This is a genomic window from Pseudomonas sp. KH_027, assembly GCF_057838565.1.
Genome location: NZ_CM174470.1, coordinates 4,690,505 through 4,705,810, shown reverse-complemented (window position 1 = coordinate 4,705,810; position 15,306 = coordinate 4,690,505). Strand labels below are relative to the sequence as shown.

Annotated in this window: 14 protein-coding genes; 5 read left to right on the top strand and 9 right to left on the bottom strand. The window is 64.3% G+C overall.

Annotation, left to right across the window (positions count from 1 at the left end):
* Nucleotides 1-27: 27 nt before the first annotated feature.
* Nucleotides 28-948 (bottom strand): D-hexose-6-phosphate mutarotase, encoded by a 921-nt coding sequence (locus AC3IYG_RS22025; protein ID WP_489311593.1) that lies wholly within the window; start codon nt 946-948, stop codon nt 28-30.
* Between the two features lie 250 nt (nt 949-1,198).
* On the opposite strand from AC3IYG_RS22025, the gene AC3IYG_RS22020 reads away from it, so the two are divergent.
* The 4 genes from AC3IYG_RS22020 to AC3IYG_RS22005 are packed head-to-tail and all read left to right on the top strand — an operon-like array spanning nt 1,199 to nt 5,440.
* Nucleotides 1,199-2,350 carry an efflux RND transporter periplasmic adaptor subunit gene (locus tag AC3IYG_RS22020; protein WP_489311592.1) on the top strand — a complete coding sequence of 384 codons (1,152 nt, stop codon included), beginning with the start codon at nt 1,199-1,201 and terminating at the stop codon, nt 2,348-2,350.
* Nucleotides 2,347-3,033: an ABC transporter ATP-binding protein gene (locus tag AC3IYG_RS22015; protein ID WP_489311591.1), complete on the top strand. Its 687-nt coding sequence runs from the start codon at nt 2,347-2,349 to the stop codon at nt 3,031-3,033. The genes AC3IYG_RS22020 and AC3IYG_RS22015 overlap by 4 nt, the downstream gene beginning before the upstream one ends.
* Complete coding sequence (locus AC3IYG_RS22010; RefSeq protein WP_489311590.1) at nt 3,033-4,244, top strand: ABC transporter permease; 1,212 nt, start codon at nt 3,033-3,035, stop codon at nt 4,242-4,244. Before AC3IYG_RS22015 ends, AC3IYG_RS22010 begins: the two co-directional genes overlap by 1 nt.
* Nucleotides 4,244-5,440, top strand: a complete 1,197-nt coding sequence (locus AC3IYG_RS22005; protein ID WP_489311589.1) for an ABC transporter permease — start codon at nt 4,244-4,246, stop codon at nt 5,438-5,440. The genes AC3IYG_RS22010 and AC3IYG_RS22005 overlap by 1 nt, the downstream gene beginning before the upstream one ends.
* 56 nt (nt 5,441-5,496) lie before the next feature.
* Here AC3IYG_RS22005 and AC3IYG_RS22000 read toward each other — a convergent pair whose 3' ends face one another.
* On the bottom strand, nt 5,497-5,898 hold the full coding sequence (locus AC3IYG_RS22000; RefSeq protein ID WP_119953150.1) for an acyl-CoA thioesterase: 402 nt from the start codon (nt 5,896-5,898) through the stop codon (nt 5,497-5,499).
* A 307-nt stretch (nt 5,899-6,205) separates the two neighbouring features.
* Here AC3IYG_RS22000 and AC3IYG_RS21995 point away from each other — a divergent pair, with 307 nt between their 5' ends.
* Nucleotides 6,206-7,504: an MFS transporter gene (locus tag AC3IYG_RS21995; RefSeq protein WP_489311588.1), complete on the top strand. Its 1,299-nt coding sequence runs from the start codon at nt 6,206-6,208 to the stop codon at nt 7,502-7,504.
* A gap of 14 nt (nt 7,505-7,518) precedes the next feature.
* On the opposite strand, the gene AC3IYG_RS21990 is transcribed toward AC3IYG_RS21995, so the two are convergent.
* The 7 genes from AC3IYG_RS21990 to AC3IYG_RS21960 form a co-directional block, all read right to left on the bottom strand.
* Nucleotides 7,519-8,286, bottom strand: coding sequence for a TerC family protein (locus AC3IYG_RS21990; protein WP_489311587.1), 768 nt, complete (start codon nt 8,284-8,286; stop codon nt 7,519-7,521).
* 32 nt (nt 8,287-8,318) lie between these two features.
* Entirely contained in the window at nt 8,319-9,626 is a 1,308-nt protein-coding gene (locus AC3IYG_RS21985; protein WP_489311586.1) for a CitMHS family transporter, read from the bottom strand.
* A gap of 439 nt (nt 9,627-10,065) precedes the next feature.
* A complete protein-coding gene (locus tag AC3IYG_RS21980) occupies nt 10,066-10,848 on the bottom strand; it encodes an SDR family oxidoreductase (protein ID WP_489311585.1) in 783 nt (260 codons plus the stop codon).
* Between the two features lie 75 nt (nt 10,849-10,923).
* Nucleotides 10,924-11,979, bottom strand: a complete 1,056-nt coding sequence (locus AC3IYG_RS21975) for an ABC transporter ATP-binding protein (RefSeq protein ID WP_489311584.1) — start codon at nt 11,977-11,979, stop codon at nt 10,924-10,926.
* Between the two features lie 128 nt (nt 11,980-12,107).
* Nucleotides 12,108-12,953 (bottom strand): ABC transporter permease, encoded by an 846-nt coding sequence (locus tag AC3IYG_RS21970; RefSeq protein WP_489311583.1) that lies wholly within the window; start codon nt 12,951-12,953, stop codon nt 12,108-12,110.
* On the bottom strand, nt 12,950-13,858 hold the full coding sequence (locus tag AC3IYG_RS21965) for an ABC transporter permease (protein ID WP_489311582.1): 909 nt from the start codon (nt 13,856-13,858) through the stop codon (nt 12,950-12,952). The genes AC3IYG_RS21970 and AC3IYG_RS21965 overlap by 4 nt, the downstream gene beginning before the upstream one ends.
* A 76-nt stretch (nt 13,859-13,934) precedes the next feature.
* Nucleotides 13,935-15,038 carry an ABC transporter substrate-binding protein gene (locus AC3IYG_RS21960; protein WP_489311581.1) on the bottom strand — a complete coding sequence of 368 codons (1,104 nt, stop codon included), beginning with the start codon at nt 15,036-15,038 and terminating at the stop codon, nt 13,935-13,937.
* Nucleotides 15,039-15,306: the final 268 nt, after the last annotated feature.

Here is a 15,306-nt window from a genome sequence, read left to right as displayed (position 1 = left end):
AGGCGCTCGCCGTAGGTGCGCTGCCGGTCAGTCGCTCAACGACTCGGCCCACAACGTCACTGCCATGCTCTGCTGTTCGCCGGGAGCCAGTAGCAGCACATCGTCCAGCACGTTCGCGGTTTCGATGCAGAGCATGCGCTGCCAGGCGTCATCGGCGAATTGGCTGAGGCGATGGGCTTTGTCGGTCCATGGGTTCCACAGCACGGCCGAGCGTGAGCCGCTGGTGCGCAACTGGATCCGTCGCTGCCAGCCAGGATCGAGGATGCTGAGTTGGGGCGGGGTATTCAGGTAGATGCGATCCGTCTCGCCGCGAAAGTGCAGGGCGCCGCTCTGCTGGCACGGCGTCCAGCTTTCGAGTGTTTCGATGTAGTGGGTGCCGGTCAAGCCTTCGACGCTGGCCTGGCGGATGTCGCTGACGGCGAAGTAGGTGTGCAGCGCCTGACACAGGGCTGCCGGAGTGTCACCCAGGTTGTGGCTGGTCAAGCTCAGGCTCAGGCGGTCGTCGAGGTGGATGCTCAGTCGCAGTTCGACCGCATGCGACCAGCCCGGCAGGTTGTTATGCGTAGGACTGAAGGTGAACTCCAGGCGCACGGTTGAATCTTCGGTGTCGATGCCGAGCAATTGCCAGTCCAGCCCGCGTACCAAACCGTGGGCCGGTACGCCGACTCTACCGCCCTGGTGCATCGCCTGGACGCTGTGCGGGTTGCGCGACAGGTCGCCAAACCAGGGCCAGCACACCGGCACTCCGCCGCGCACCGATTGACCCTTCTTGTAGGCCGCTTGTTCGCTGAGCCAGATCAGCGGCGGTTGGCCATGCTCTTGGTAGCTCAATACCTGCGCGCCTTGCTGTGCCACCAGCAGCTCCGCCTTCGCGGTGCGTACCCGCCAGCAGACCAGTTCGTCCAGCTCCACGCGCTCGACTTGTGGGGTGGTTTGTTCACTGTTCATGGCTGGGCTCCGCGCAATGGCTAGGGGCAAAGCGTGACACAGTTTGCGGGAATATTTCGATGCCGTAGCGCTTCCGCGGCCAGGAATTTTGTTGCGCTGGCAACCGTTCGCAGAAGCACTTGCGACAGAAAGTAAATCTCATTCGTCATTAATCTGACGCTCGTCAGAAAGTAGTCAGATAAATGGCGTTTGCGTTGTTCTTTTGCCCCGCTGACCTAGGCTCAAGCCGTGTGGGGAGGAGATTCGGCACATGCGCAAATTGTTGATTGGCTCGTCGATACTGGCTTGTCTGGTGCTGTTGGGCGGCTGGCTGACTCGTCCTCAACCGCTGCCCGTCAGGCTGCTTGAGGTTGCGCGTGGGCCGGTGGAAACGCTGGTCGCCAATACCCGCGCGGGTACGCTGAAATCCTGTCGACGCTCGCATCTGTCGTTCAATGTCGGCGGCCAGGTTGCCGAGTTGCTGATCGGCGAGGGCCAGCGGGTTCAGCCGGGTCAGGTGCTCATGCGCCTGCGGCAAGACGAGCAGCAGGCGCGGTTGCAGGAGGCCGAGGCGCGCCTGGAGGCCCAAGGCAACGCCCGCGAACAGCGCTGCCAGCAGGCGCGTCTGGATCAGCGCGACCTCGATCGCCTGCGCCACCTGGCTGACCGCAAGCTGGTTGCCGCCGATCGCCTCGATCAGGCCGAAACCAAGGCCCAACTGGCAAAGTTGATCTGCAGTGCCAGCGCGGTGCTCATCCGCGAGGCCGACGCCAGCCTGCAGTTGCAGCGTTCGCTGCTGGATCAGGCGACCCTGCGGGCACCTTTCGCCGGCATAGTCGCAGAGATCAACGGCGAACTCGGTGAGTTCGTCACCCCTTCGCCGCCGGGTATTCCCACGCCGCCAGCGGTCGATCTGATCGATGACAGCTGTCTGTATGTAGAGGCACCGATCGATGAGGTGGACGCTGCCCGGGTTCGCCCTGGAACCGCCGTACGGATCAGCCTGGATGCCTTCCGTGGCCAGCATTTTGCCGGTCGCGTCAGCCGTATCGCGCCCTATGTGCGTGACTTGGAGAAGCAGGCGCGCACCGTCGATGTCGAGGTGCGCTTCGACCAGCCGCCGGCTGACCTGGCCTTGCTCACCGGCTATAGCGCCGATGTCGAGATCCTCTTGGAGCAGCGCGCCAATGCCGTGCGCATTCCCACCGAGACGCTGCTCGAGGGTCAGCACGTGTTGCGCTATGACCCGAGCGCCCGGGTGTTGCGCCAGGTGGCGGTGCAAACCGGGCTGAGCAACTGGCGCTGGACCGAGGTGCTCGCAGGGTTGGATGAGGACTCGCGTATCGTTGCCAGCCTCGATCAGGAAGGACTCAAGGATGCCGTGGCGGTGATCCCGGAGGATGCTGCGGAGCCTGAGCAATGATCCGCCTGCGCGGTGGGAGCCGCAGCTTCCAGTTGGGCGAGCAGCAGGTGATGGGGCTGGATGGCTTGGACCTGGATGTCGCCGCCGGTGACTATATGGCGGTGATGGGGCCGTCGGGTTCGGGTAAGTCGACCTTGCTGAATATCCTCGGTTTGCTCGATGCGCCGAGCGCCGGCGAGTACTGGCTGCAGGACGAAGCCACGGCGACGTTGAGTGAGGTTCGACGTGCCCAGTTGCGCAGCCAGCTGATCGGCTTCGTGTTCCAGTCCTACCACCTGATCGCGCGGCTGACGGTGCTGGAAAATATCGAGCTGCCGATGGTTCTCGCCGGCATCGACGCGGCACAACGGCGCACGCGCAGCAACGAACTGGTGGCGCGTCTGGGGTTGGGCGACCGCACGGCCCACCGCCCGGCCGAGTTGTCCGGTGGCCAGCGCCAGCGTGTCGCCATCGCCCGGGCAATGGTCATGCGCCCGGCGCTGCTGCTGGCCGACGAGCCCACCGGCAATCTCGACAGCCATGCCGGCGCCGAGGTCTTCAGCCTGCTCGAAGAGCTCAATGCCGAAGGGCTGACCCTGATCGTGGTGACCCACGACGACAGCCTGGGCGCCCGTGCGCAGCGGCAGGTGCACATGCGCGATGGGCAGATCGTCAGTGCTTCGCCGCCGCGGGCGTCGGCCTGATGCGCGCTGCCGATACCCTGGGCTTCTGGCTCGGCGCCTTGCGTGGGCACCGCTCGCGCAGCCTGATGCTGCTCCTGGCCGTCGCTATCGGGGTGGTGGCGGTCAACCTGCTTACCGGTCTTGGCGCAGGGGCGCGAGCCTTCGTCCTCAATGAGTTCTCGTTGCTCGGGCGCGACATCCTGATCGTGTTCCCGGGACGCAAGGAAACCACCGGGCGCATGCCGCCGCTCACCGGCCTGACGCCGCACGAGTTGACCCTGCAGGACGTGCAGGCCATCGCCCGGCTGCCGGGCATCCGCCGGGTCGCGCCGCTGCAGGCCGGGCAGATGGAGGTGATCGTCGGCAACCGCAACCGTGAGGTGCTGACCCTGGGCACCAGCCGGGAGTTCTTCGCCATTCGCCAGCTGACGGTCGCTCAGGGCCAACCCCTGCCGGTGCTGGACCCGGAGCAGGTCGAGGCCGTCTGCGTGATCGGCGGCAAACTCAAGCGTGAGCTGTTCGGTGCGCGGCCGGCCCTGGGCGAATGGCTGCGCGCGGGCGACCGGCGCTTCCGGGTGGTCGGCATCCTCAGCGAGCGCGGCGAATCCCTGGGGATGGATTTCGCTGAAATGTTGATCATCCCGGTGGCCAGTGCCCAGGCCTTGTTCAACCGTGAGGGGTTGTTGCGGGTGTTTGTCGAGGTTCATGGGCCGAGCTTTCTGGACCGCAGCAAGCGGCTGATACTCGCCACGCTCAAGGAGCGCCACGAGGGTAAGGAGGACATCACCCTGATCAGCCAGGACAGCGTGCTCAGCGCCTTCGACGAGATCCTCGCGGTGCTGACCCTGGCGGTGGCCGGAATTGCCGCGATCAGCCTGCTGGTGGCGGGCATCCTGATCATGAACGTGACCTGGATCGCAGTGAGCCAGCGTACCGCCGAGATTGGCGTGCTGAAAGCCATCGGCGTGACGGCGGCGCAGCTGCGCCTGCTGTTTCTCGGCGAGGCGGCGTTGCTCGCCCTGGCGGGGGCACTGGCAGGGCTACTGCTGGCCGAAACCTTGCTTTGGCTCGGGCGTCTGGCGTTCGATCTGCCGCTTTACGCACCCTGGTGGGCGCGGGCGAGCGCGGTGTTGCTGGCGCTCGGCACGGCGCTGCTGTTCGCCTGGCTGCCGGCCGGCCAGGCCGCGGCGCTGGAGCCGGTGGCGGCGCTGCGCCCGCCGGGAGCCCATTGATGCGTTGGCAAGATGGCTTGCGGCTGACCAGTACGGCGCTGACCAGCCGACCTTTGCGCAGCCTGTTGACCCTGCTCGGGGTGGCGATCGGGATTGCCGCCGTGGCGTTGCTCACGGCCATCGGCGAAGGGGTGCGCGGCTATGTGCTGGAGAATTTCTCGCAGTTCGGTACGCGGATCATTACCGTGCGCCCGGGCAAGACGCAGACCAGCGGCCTCGGCGGCCTGCTCGGCAGTGTGCGGCCGCTGACCATCAGTGATGCCGACGCACTGCGGCGCTTGCCGCATGTCGAGGCGGCGGTGCCGATCATTCAGGGCAGCGGGGATGTCCAGTTCGGTCAGCTGAGCCGGCGCAGCGATATTGTCGGTGGCGGCCACCAAATGGCAGCGGCCTGGCGCATGCGGCTGAGCCTGGGGGAGTTCCTGCCCGCGGCCCGTGACGGTCGTTCGCCGCCCTATGTGGTGCTCGGCCATCAGCTGCGCGTCGAGCTGTTCGGTGCCCGCAATCCGCTGGGCGAACTGATCCGTGTCGGCGGCGTCCGTTTCCGGGTGATCGGGGTAATGGAGAAGAAGGGCCAGTTGCTCGGCTTCAACCTCGACGATATCGCCTACATCCCGGTGGATTCGGCCGAAAGCCTGTTCAACCGAACCGGGGTGGTCAAAATCCATATGGTATTCAGCGCCGGCACCACTTCGCGGGTGCTGGGCAGGCAGATTCGCCAGGTGCTAAGCGAACGGCACGGCGAGGAGGACTTCAGCCTGACCACCCAGGACGACATGCTCCGCAGTTTCAACCGCGTCCTCGGCACCCTGACCTTGGCCATCGGGGCCTTGGGGGGGATTTCCCTGCTGGTCGGCGCCGTCGGCATTCTCACGATCATGACCACCACGGTGGGCGAGCGCACGGCGGAAATCGGTCTCTTGCGGGCGATTGGCGCCAGCCCGCGGCAGGTGCTCGGGCTGTTTCTCGCCGAGGCGACGTTGTTATCCCTGGCCGGCGGTCTGCTGGGTTTGCTGTTGGTGGGTCTGCTGCTCGGGCTGCTGCACCTGGCCGTGCCGGGCCTGCCCTTGTCGTTGCAGCCGCTGTTTTTGCTGCTGGCGCTGCTACTGGCGGCGCTGATCGGCATTCTCGCCGGCTTGGCTCCGGCACGACGGGCGGCCCGCTTGCATCCGGTGGTGGCGCTGCGCAGTGAGTAGCGCCCCGGGGCCGAGGGACTCGTTGCAGTGCGCGCAGATACTTGTCGTGCCGGGCTTCAGCGGCGCGGTGGAACCGGGCGGGTGCGGCCGCTGCCGTCGATGGCGACGAAGACGAACACCGCTTCGGTGACCTTGCGCCATTCGCTGGACAACGGGTCGTCGCTCCACACTTCGACCAGCATCTGGATCGAGCTGCGGCCGATCTCCAGGGTCTGGCTGTAGAAGGACAACTGCGCGCCTACGGCGACGGGCACCAGAAAGGCCATGCGGTCGATGGCAACCGTGGACACGCGACCGCCGGCGACCTTGCTGGCCATGGCCGTGCCGGCGAGATCCATCTGCGAGACCAGCCAGCCGCCATAAATGTCGCCAAAGCCATTGGTTTCGCGCGGTAACGCGGTGATTTGCAGGGCCAGGTCGCCCTGTGGGGTTGGGTCTTCTTGTTCGAGTTCGATCATGCCTGGTGCCTCTGACCTGTCATTCTTATTGAGTGGGCGTGGTGGTCGGGCAACTCCGCAATCCGACTGCATCAGCCGCGACCTGTGCGCAGAAGCTTCGGCCGCTCCAGCCGGGCTGGTGGCCTGGCGAGCGGTTAACAACGCGCAGTATATCGGGCGTTGCGTCGGGCGACGACTGCCCGGTTCCAGAATTGACTCGTCAGGTGACAGAACTGTGTCGGTTCGCGGCAATTTGTTATCGTGCGGCACCTGTCGGCGGGTCTGAGGCATCGCCGGCTGTCGTCTGCCCCACGAGAAGCCCAACGCCATGTCATCCGTGTCCACCCGTGCTGTGCTGCCGTCACGTTCGTTGACCCGCAGCGACTATAAAACCCTGTCGTTGTCCGCCCTGGGCGGCGCGTTGGAGTTCTACGACTTCATCATCTTCGTGTTCTTCGCCGCCGTGGTCGGCAAGCTGTTCTTCCCGGCTGAAATGCCCGAGTGGCTGCGGCAGCTGCAGACCTTCGGGATTTTCGCCGCTGGTTACCTGGCGCGCCCGCTCGGCGGCATCGTCATGGCGCATTTCGGCGATCTGCTGGGGCGCAAGAAAATGTTCACCTTGAGCATTTTCATGATGGCGGTGCCGACGCTGCTGATGGGCTTGCTGCCGACCTATGCGCAGATCGGCCTCTGGGCGCCGATCATTTTGCTCGTGCTGCGGCTGATCCAGGGTGCGGCGATTGGCGGTGAAGTGCCTGGCGCCTGGGTCTTCGTCGCCGAGCACGTGCCCGCCCGGCATGTTGGTTACGCCTGCGGCACCCTGACCTCGGGGCTGACCGCCGGTATCCTGCTCGGCTCGTTGGTGGCGACGTTGATCAACAGCATCTATAGCGCGGAAGAAGTGCTGGCCTATGGCTGGCGGATTCCGTTCCTGCTCGGCGGCGTGTTCGGGCTGTTCTCCGTCTACCTGCGCCGCTGGCTGCACGAGACGCCGGTGTTCGCCGAGTTGCAGCAACGCAAGGCGCTGGCCGCGGAGGTGCCGCTGAAGGCGGTGATGCGCGACCATCGTGCTGCGATCCTGTTGTCGATGCTGCTGACCTGGGTACTGTCAGCCGGGATTATCGTGGTGATCCTGATGACCCCGACTCTGCTGCAGACCCTGTATGGCTTCGATGCCGCCACCGCGTTGCAGGCCAATAGCCTGGCCATCGTCTTCCTCAGTGTTGGCTGTGTCGCGGCAGGCGCGCTGGCCGACCGTTTTGGCGCCGGGCGGGTGTTCGTGGTGGGCAGCCTGTTGCTGCTGGCGAGCTCCTGGACTTTCTATACCCGCCTTGGCGCGCACCCGGACTGGTTGTTCCCGCTGTATGCCCTGACCGGTTTGTGTGTCGGGGTGATCGGCGCGGTGCCCTATGTGATGGTCAGCGCCTTCCCGGCCGTGGTGCGGTTTTCCGGGTTGTCGTTTTCCTACAACCTGGCCTACGCCATCTTCGGTGGGCTGACGCCGATGGTGGTGACGTTGCTGCTCAAGGCCGACCCGCTGGGCCCGGCCTATTACGTTGCCGCCCTGTGCGGGCTGGGCCTGCTGATCGGTCTGTATCTGCTGCGCAAAGGGCGCGGGGCCTGGTAGCGCGGGCTTAAGGGTTACTCGCCCGGAATATCCTTGCGCAGTTTCACCGGCTCGCTTTGCTTCTGCTTCTTCGCCCGCGCTTCGCGCATGCGGATGTTGACGGCTTCGACCGCCAGCGAGAAGGCCATGGCGAAGTACACGTAGCCTTTGGGTATATGCATATCGAAGGCTTCGGCGATCAGCACGGTGCCGACCATGATCAGGAACGACAGCGCGAGCATCTTCAGCGACGGGTGCTTGTCGATAAAGGCGCTGATGGTGCCGGAGGCCAGCATCATCACCAATATGGCGACGACGATCGCGGCGATCATCACCGGCACGTGCGAGACCATGCCGACCGCGGTGATCACCGAGTCCAGCGAGAAGACGATGTCGATGATGGCGATCTGGATGATGGTGCCGATAAAGCCGCCGCCCATGCTTTTGGGTTCATCGAGGGTGTCGTCTTCGCCTTCCAGGCCGTGGTACATCTCGCTGCTGCTCTTCCACAGCAGAAACAGGCCGCCGAAGAACAGGATCAGATCGCGCCCGGAAATTCCCTGCCCGAATACCGTGAACAGATCGGTGGTCAGGCGCATGACCCAGGTGATCGACAGCAACAGCAGGATCCGCGTGATCATCGCCAGCGCCAGGCCGAAGATGCGGGTTTTCGGCTGCATGGCCTTGGGCATGCGGCTGACCAGGATCGAGATCATGATGATGTTGTCGATGCCGAGGACGATCTCCAGGGCGGTCAGGGTGAAAAACGCGATCCAGATTTCCGGGCTGGTCAGCCATTCCATGTAAAACCTTCCTCTTGGCGCAGGCGATTAAGTCAGTGGCTGCCGAACAGCGGGAATATCCCCATCAGCAGCGCGGCAAACAGGATACACAGACACACCAGCACTGCCCATTTCAGGGTGAAGCGCTGGTGGTCGCCAAACTCGATGCCGGCCAGGCCGACCAGCAGATACGTCGAGGGTACCAGCGGGCTGAGCAGATGTACCGGCTGGCCGACGATCGAGGCGCGGGCCATTTCCACCGCGCTGATCCCGTAATGGCTGGCGGCCTCGGCGAGCACCGGTAGCACGCCATAGTAAAAGGCGTCGTTGGACATGAAAAAGGTGAACGGCATGCTGACCACGGCGGTGATCACCGCCAGGTACGGGCCCATGGCGTCGGGGATCACCGCCAGCAGGCTTTTCGACATGGCCTCGACCATACCGGTTCCCGAGAGAATGCCGGTGAAAATACCCGCGGCGAAGATCAGCCCGACCACCGCCAGCACGTTGCCGGCATGGGCGGCGACGCGCTCCTTCTGCTGCTGCAGGCAGGGGTAGTTGACGATCATGGCGATGGCGAAGGCGAGCATGAACAGCACCGGCAGCGGCAGCAGGCCGCCAATCAGCGCTGCCATCAGGGCCGCGGTGAGGGCACCGTTGAACCAGATCAGCCCTGGGCGGCGGGCGTCCGGGTATTGCGAGACGCTGATCTCGCCGTGCTCGATGTGCTCGCCCGGCAGGTGCAGTTCGCCGAGGCGCGCGCGTTCGCGCTTGCCATACAGGTAGGCAATCACCAGGATCGCCACCACGCCGGCGAGCATGGCCGGAATCATCGGTACGAAGATGTCCGACGGGTCGACATGCAGGGCGCTGGCGGCGCGCGCCGTCGGCCCGCCCCAGGGCGTCATGTTCATCACCCCGCCGGCGAGGATGATCAGCCCGGCCATGATCCGCGGGCTCATGCCCAGGCGGCTGTAGAGCGGCAGCATGGCGGCCACGCAGATCATGTAGGTGGTCGCGCCGTCACCGTCCAGGGACACCACCAGCGCCAGCACCGCGGTGCCGACCGAGACTTTCAGCGGGTCGCCCTTGACCAGTTTGAGGATCTTGCGCACCGCCGGGTCGAATAGCCCGGAGTCGATCATCAGGGCGAAATAGAGGATGGCGAACATCAGCATCACGCCGGTTGGCGCGAGCTTGCTGATGCCTTCCAGCATCATCGGGCCGATCCCGGCGGCAAAGCCACCGAGCAGGGCGAACGCGATAGGGATGACGATCAGGGCGATCAGCGCCGAGAGGCGCTTGCTCATGATCAGGTACATAAAGGTGACGACCATGGCGAAGCCGAGGAGGGTCAGCATGGGGTTACTCCAGGCGAGTGATGGGTGTGCGGGTCAGCGGGCGCTGCAGAACGACAGCGGTCGGGGCGGACGGCCTGGAGGGGGGCTGGCTTTTACGCAGGACGGGGGACGAGCGCAGCGCAGCAGGACAGGGCAGAAGCTCAACATGACAAACCACCGATTATTTTTTTGTGGGTGCCCGCGTCTGGTGGCGGGATGCTGGATGCTAAGCGGCGAAGCTTTCAGCAGGCTTTCGTTGGCGCAGGGGTGTGCCTGGATGCAGGGCTTCCGACGGACGGGCTGGTTGGGGTTGTTTGCGCGCCGTCATTCCCGCGCAGTTGGGTAGGGCGGGAAAACCCGCGAAGCGGTTTTCCACCAGGGGAGTCCGGGTTGCCTCGTTGGTGGATAAGAAGAGCGTTATCCACCCTACGTCTGGATCCCCGTGAATGCGGGAATCCAGTCAGCTCTTCAACAATCCGCCATCGACGGGGATCAGCGCTCCGGTTACATAACTTGCCAGCGGGCTGGCGAGGAAGGCCGCGACTGCGCCGAACTCCTCGGTAGTGCCATAGCGTCCGAGGGGGATCGCCGCCTGCTCCTGGGCCAACAGTGCGGCTACCGGCGTTGTCGATTGCTCGGCGGCGCGGTTGATCAGGTGCTCGCTGCGTTCCGTCCAGAACATGCCCGGCATCAAGGTGTTGACGGTGACGCCCTCGGCCGCTACCTCGGCCGCGAGGGTCTTGCCCCAGTTCGCCAGGGCCGCACGCAAGGCACTGGAGAGCACCAAACCAGGTATGGGTTCGGTCACGCTGGTCGAGGAAATCATCAGAATGCGACCGAAGCGGCGCTGGCGCATGGCTGGTAGAAATGCGTGGGTCAGGCTCATGGCGCCGAGCAGTGTGGCGTCGAGTTGTTCGTGCCAGAGCTGCGGGTTGTAGTCCGTCGCATCGGCGGGGGGTGGGCCGGCATTGTTGGTGACGAGAATGTCGGGATCACCGATGGCCGCCCGCACCTGTTGGATCGCCGCATCGAGGGCGGCGATGTCGTTCAGGTCAGCGACTATGGCGTGGGCATCGCCGCCGGCTTGTCTGATGCGCTCGACGGCGAGTGCGAGCTTGGTCGGGTTGCGCGCCAGCAGACAGACCCGTACCCCCTCCTTTGCCAAGGCCAGCGCCACGCCGAAGCCCAGCCCGGAGCTGCCGCCGCAGACCAGCGCGGTGTGGTTTTCGAGTGAAAGGTGCATGGGTTCTCCATTGCCGTGGGTGCCAAGAACGCGGATTTGCAGACAGCCGCCGGCCCTCTGCAAACCCGCTGTTGCTCAGGCAGTCAGTACCCGGCAAGCATGCGCCGGGAAGGTCACCGACACCGGGTTGCCGATGGCCAGGCCGATACCCTGGCAGGGTGTGCTCAGCGCGGTCAGCGATACGCCGGAGCAATCGATGGTGGTTTCGATGGTCGCGCCGATGTCGCGCACGAAGGTCACCGTGCCCTGCAGGCGGTTGTCTGCGCTGGCCTGCGGTCGCGACAGCTCCAGGTCTTCCGGGCGTACCAGCATCTTGATGCGGGCGCCGGCCTGGATGCTCTTGCAGATCGGCACCTGGAGCGCCGCACCGCCCGGCAGGCCGACCCGACCATCGCCCAGCGCGGTGGCTGGGAAGATATTGCCGCTGCCGATGAAGTCGGCCACGAACTCGTTGGCCGGGTTGCGGTAGATATCGATCGGTGTGCCGACCTGCTGCACCCGATGCTCGCCGAGCACGACCACGATATCGGCCATGGTCATGGCTTCACGCTGGTCGTGGGTGACCATGATGGTGGTGATATTCAGCCGTTGCTGCAGTTGGCGGATCTCGACCTGCATGGATTCGCGCAGCTTGGCATCGAGTGCCGACAGGGGTTCGTCCAACAGCAGCAGCTTGGGGTGCGAGGCGATCGCGCGGGCAATCGCCACCCGCTGGCGTTGCCCGCCGGAGAGCTTGGCTACCGGGCGGTCGACCATCTCCTGCAACTGGATCAGTTGCAGCAGCTCGGTCACCCGCGCCTGCTGGTCGGCCTTGCTCACCCCGCGCAGGCGCAGCGGATAGGCGATGTTTTCACCGACGGTCATGTGCGGGAACAGTGCCAGCGATTGGAACACCATGCCGAAGTTGCGCTGGTGCGCCGGGGTGTGGCCGATGTCCTGGCCGTCCAGGCGGATTTCCCCGCCGCTGAGGGTTTCCAGGCCGGCGATCATGCGCAGCAGGGTGGTCTTGCCGCAACCCGAGGGGCCGAGGAAACACACCAGTTTGCCCTCTGGCAGGTGCAGGTTGACGCCCTTCACGGCGCAGGCCGAGCCGTAGTGCTTCTCGACGTTTTCCAGAATCAGTCCAGTCATGTTTCACCTCAAAATTAGAAGGCTATGTGCCCAACTGGGCGTAGGCGCGGGCCATGCCTGCGAATGCCCTTCAAGCAAAAGCATCGCAGGCATGGCCCGCGCTTACAGGGGTTGGTCGGTATAGCCAGTTAGAACGACACGCCACCTTCACCCACCAGCTTCTCCAGCGCCCAGATCAGGGCGAAGTCGATCAGCACGATCAGCACGGCGAAGGAGAAAACGGTCGGGTCGAGGGAAGACACGGTGCGGCTGTACATCCAGATCGGCACGGTCATCACATCGATGTTGTAAAGGAAATAGGTAACGGTGAACTCGTTGAACGAGACGATGAAGGCCAGCAGCATCCCCGCCAGAATGCCCGAACGCATCAGCGGTACGACCACGTCGACGATGGCGCGCGAGGGTGAAGCCCCCAACATCTGCGCGGCCTCCTCGACTTCGCTGCCGATGGACAGCATCGCCGCGGTGCAGTTCTTCACCACGAAAGGCAGCGCGAGGATGACGTGGGCGATGACCAGGCGCGGGGTGTTCATCTGAAACGGCAGGCTGTCGAACACCAGCAACAGTGCCAGGCCCAGCACCACCATCGGGAACACCAGCGGCAACGACATCAATTGCAGCGCCACTGCCTTGCCGCGGAATTCGCAGCGCACCAGTGCATAGGCCGCCGGCACCGCGATCAGCGTGGCGAGGATCATCGTCAGACAGGCCACCAGCAGGCTGGTGGTCATCGCTTGGCCGAGGCTCAGTACATCGCTGGAGTCTGGCGAGACGAAGGTGTTCCAGGCGGCCTTGTACCACTGCAGGCTATAACTGGCCGGTGGGAAGTCGAGGTTCGAGGCGCCGCTGAACGACATCACGATCATGGTCAGGATCGGCAGTACGGCCAGCAACAGGATGAACCCGGACAGGCCCATGGCGAAACGCCCGCTGTCACCCGGCAAGGTTGGGTTGCTACGAAATAGACGACTCATTGTGAAGCCTCCAGCATGCGTCGGCGCCGGCCGGTAACGTATTCGGAGAGGGTCATGATCGCCAGCGTGGTCACGATCAGTACGACCCCGGCAGCGGAGGCCGCGGGCCAGTTCATCAGCGGGGCGATCTGGTCATGCACCATCACCGCCAGCATCGGGACCCGGCGGCCGCCGAGCAGCAAGGGCACCACAAAGCTACTGGCGTTGTAGGCGAAGACCAGCGTGGCGCCGGTGATGATGCCCGGCAGGCTCATCGGCAGCACAACCTGGCGGAATACCTGCAAGCGGCTGGCGCCCAATGTCGCAGCGGCCTCCTCGTAGCTGCGCGAAACGCCGCGCATGGCGCTGGCGATGGGCAGAACGGCCAATGGAAAGGCGGTCTGCACCAGGCCCATTAGTACGCCGGTCTGGTTGTAGAGCATCATCACCGGTCGATTGATGAGGCCCAGGCCCATCAGTGCCTGGTTGAGCATCCCGCCTGGGCCGAGGATCACCAGCCAGCCGTAGCTTTGCAGCAGCAGGTTGACCAGCAACGGCAGGAGCACCGCGGCGAGGAACACCCGGCGCAGGAACGGCGACTGCAAGCGCGACATGCTGTAGCCGACCGGGATCGCCAGCAGCACCGCGATCAATGCGCTGACGAGGGCCAGGCGCAAGGTCAGCAGCAACGATTTCAGGTAATAGGGTTCGGCCAGTTGCGCATAGCTGGCGAGGCTGAAACCAGTCCATTCCGCGCCCTTGGTGCCGACACTCATGCGCAGCACCAGCAGGCTGGCGGCAATCAGTACGGCGAGAAACAGCATCGACGGCGTGAGGAAAAGCCAGGCCCGCGCCGTCGGGGAAATCGCCTTGGGCGGGCGCAGGGGCGCCGCGCCGACCGGGCGGGTCAGAGTTGATTGTTCCATTTCGGTTATCTCATCAGAGCAGAAGATTGCCGCGCATCGCGCAGGCGGTCAGGGGCCGTCTGCGCGGTGCCTTACATCAGGAAGAGAAGATTTCCGTGTAGCGGCGAATCCACTGGTCGTGAACGGTGGCGAGGAAGGCGTTGTCGTGCATGATCGCCTTCTCGGCGATCTGTTCCGGTGTGAGGATGTACGGGCTCTTGCGCGCTTCTGCCGAGATGATCGCCTTGGCGTTGACCGGCCCGTTGTAGATATCCTCGGCCATCTTGCCCTGCACCAGCGGGTCGAGCGAATGGTCGATGAAGGCATAGGCCAGATCGGTATCGCCGGGACGGTTCTTTGGCATCACCGAGAGCATCAGGTCGGTGTAGAAACCTTCCTTCATGCCGAAGGTGGCGCCCAGGCCGTAAGCGGGGTCGCGAATCTGCTTGGGGAAGAACGCCGGCGCATAGAGGCCGCCCAAATCCAGCGAACCGGTGCGGAACAGCTCGGCGATCTGGTTGGGGTTCTCACCCAGGGTAATGACCCGATCCTTGAGCTCTGCGAGCTTTTTGAAACCCGGCTCGATGTTGTGCTCGTCACCACCGGCCAGCTTGGCGGCGATGATGATCAGGTCCATGGCCTCGGTCCAGTTCGGTGGCGGCAGGAAAATGTTCGGCGCCATGTCCTTGTCCCACAGGGCGGCGTAGCTGTCCGGCGCTTCTTTCACGGTGCGCGTGCTGTAGACCAGGCTGTTGCACCACAGCAGGTAGCCGATGCCATGGCCGTTGGCGCCGGTCTGGTATTGCGCCGGCACATCCTTGAGGTTGGGGATGCGGTTGAGGTCGGGCTTTTCCAGCAGGCCGGCGCTGGCCAGGCCTTCTGCGCCCACACCGGCGAGGGTGATGATGTCGTACTGCGGACGGTCACCGCCGGCCTTGAGTTTGGCGACCATTTCCGAGGTGCTGCCGGTGCGGTCGGCGATGACCTTGGCGCCGGTTTTGGCTTCGAAGGTGGCGGCGATATTGCGCAGTGCGGCCAGGCCCGTGTCGTCGGACCAGGTGAGCAGACGCAGGGTCTTGCCATGAAACTTCATGTCGCTGCCGCTGGCCCGGATAAAGGGCATGGACAGGGCGGCGGCGGCCACCGAGGCGACGCCCACCGATTTGATGAATTTTCTTCTGTTCAGATCATATTCGCCCATCTCTGACTCCTTTTGTTCTTGTAAGTCGTTGGGTGGTCGCGCCTTTACCTCAGGCTGAATGCGCTCCCGGCAATCGATCCATCAACCAGCCGTAGCAGCCAAAATCGGGAGGGCGCGGCTTGGTCGACGCGGTCATCCTGCGACGCGGCCTAATGCGCAACAATCGAAAATTAGTCATTGAAGCCATGTGTGAAACGCATGCCTCGAAAGGAGGCATGCATGAACCGCGATAGGGTGTTGACGGGGGTTGATGCGTAGGTTGGCGCTG

Coding starts and splice junctions, on each gene's coding strand:
- AC3IYG_RS22015 (WP_489311591.1), top strand. CDS start 2,347: ATGATCCGCCTGCGCGGTGGGAGCCGCAGCTTCCAGTTGGGCGAGCAG.
- AC3IYG_RS21965 (WP_489311582.1), bottom strand. CDS start 13,858: ATGGAACAATCAACTCTGACCCGCCCGGTCGGCGCGGCGCCCCTGCGC.
- AC3IYG_RS21975 (WP_489311584.1), bottom strand. CDS start 11,979: ATGACTGGACTGATTCTGGAAAACGTCGAGAAGCACTACGGCTCGGCC.
- AC3IYG_RS22025 (WP_489311593.1), bottom strand. CDS start 948: ATGAACAGTGAACAAACCACCCCACAAGTCGAGCGCGTGGAGCTGGAC.
- AC3IYG_RS21985 (WP_489311586.1), bottom strand. CDS start 9,626: ATGCTGACCCTCCTCGGCTTCGCCATGGTCGTCACCTTTATGTACCTG.
- AC3IYG_RS22005 (WP_489311589.1), top strand. CDS start 4,244: ATGCGTTGGCAAGATGGCTTGCGGCTGACCAGTACGGCGCTGACCAGC.
- AC3IYG_RS21960 (WP_489311581.1), bottom strand. CDS start 15,038: ATGGGCGAATATGATCTGAACAGAAGAAAATTCATCAAATCGGTGGGC.
- AC3IYG_RS21980 (WP_489311585.1), bottom strand. CDS start 10,848: ATGCACCTTTCACTCGAAAACCACACCGCGCTGGTCTGCGGCGGCAGC.
- AC3IYG_RS21970 (WP_489311583.1), bottom strand. CDS start 12,953: ATGAGTCGTCTATTTCGTAGCAACCCAACCTTGCCGGGTGACAGCGGG.
- AC3IYG_RS21990 (WP_489311587.1), bottom strand. CDS start 8,286: ATGGAATGGCTGACCAGCCCGGAAATCTGGATCGCGTTTTTCACCCTG.
- AC3IYG_RS22020 (WP_489311592.1), top strand. CDS start 1,199: ATGCGCAAATTGTTGATTGGCTCGTCGATACTGGCTTGTCTGGTGCTG.
- AC3IYG_RS22000 (WP_119953150.1), bottom strand. CDS start 5,898: ATGATCGAACTCGAACAAGAAGACCCAACCCCACAGGGCGACCTGGCC.
- AC3IYG_RS21995 (WP_489311588.1), top strand. CDS start 6,206: ATGTCATCCGTGTCCACCCGTGCTGTGCTGCCGTCACGTTCGTTGACC.
- AC3IYG_RS22010 (WP_489311590.1), top strand. CDS start 3,033: ATGCGCGCTGCCGATACCCTGGGCTTCTGGCTCGGCGCCTTGCGTGGG.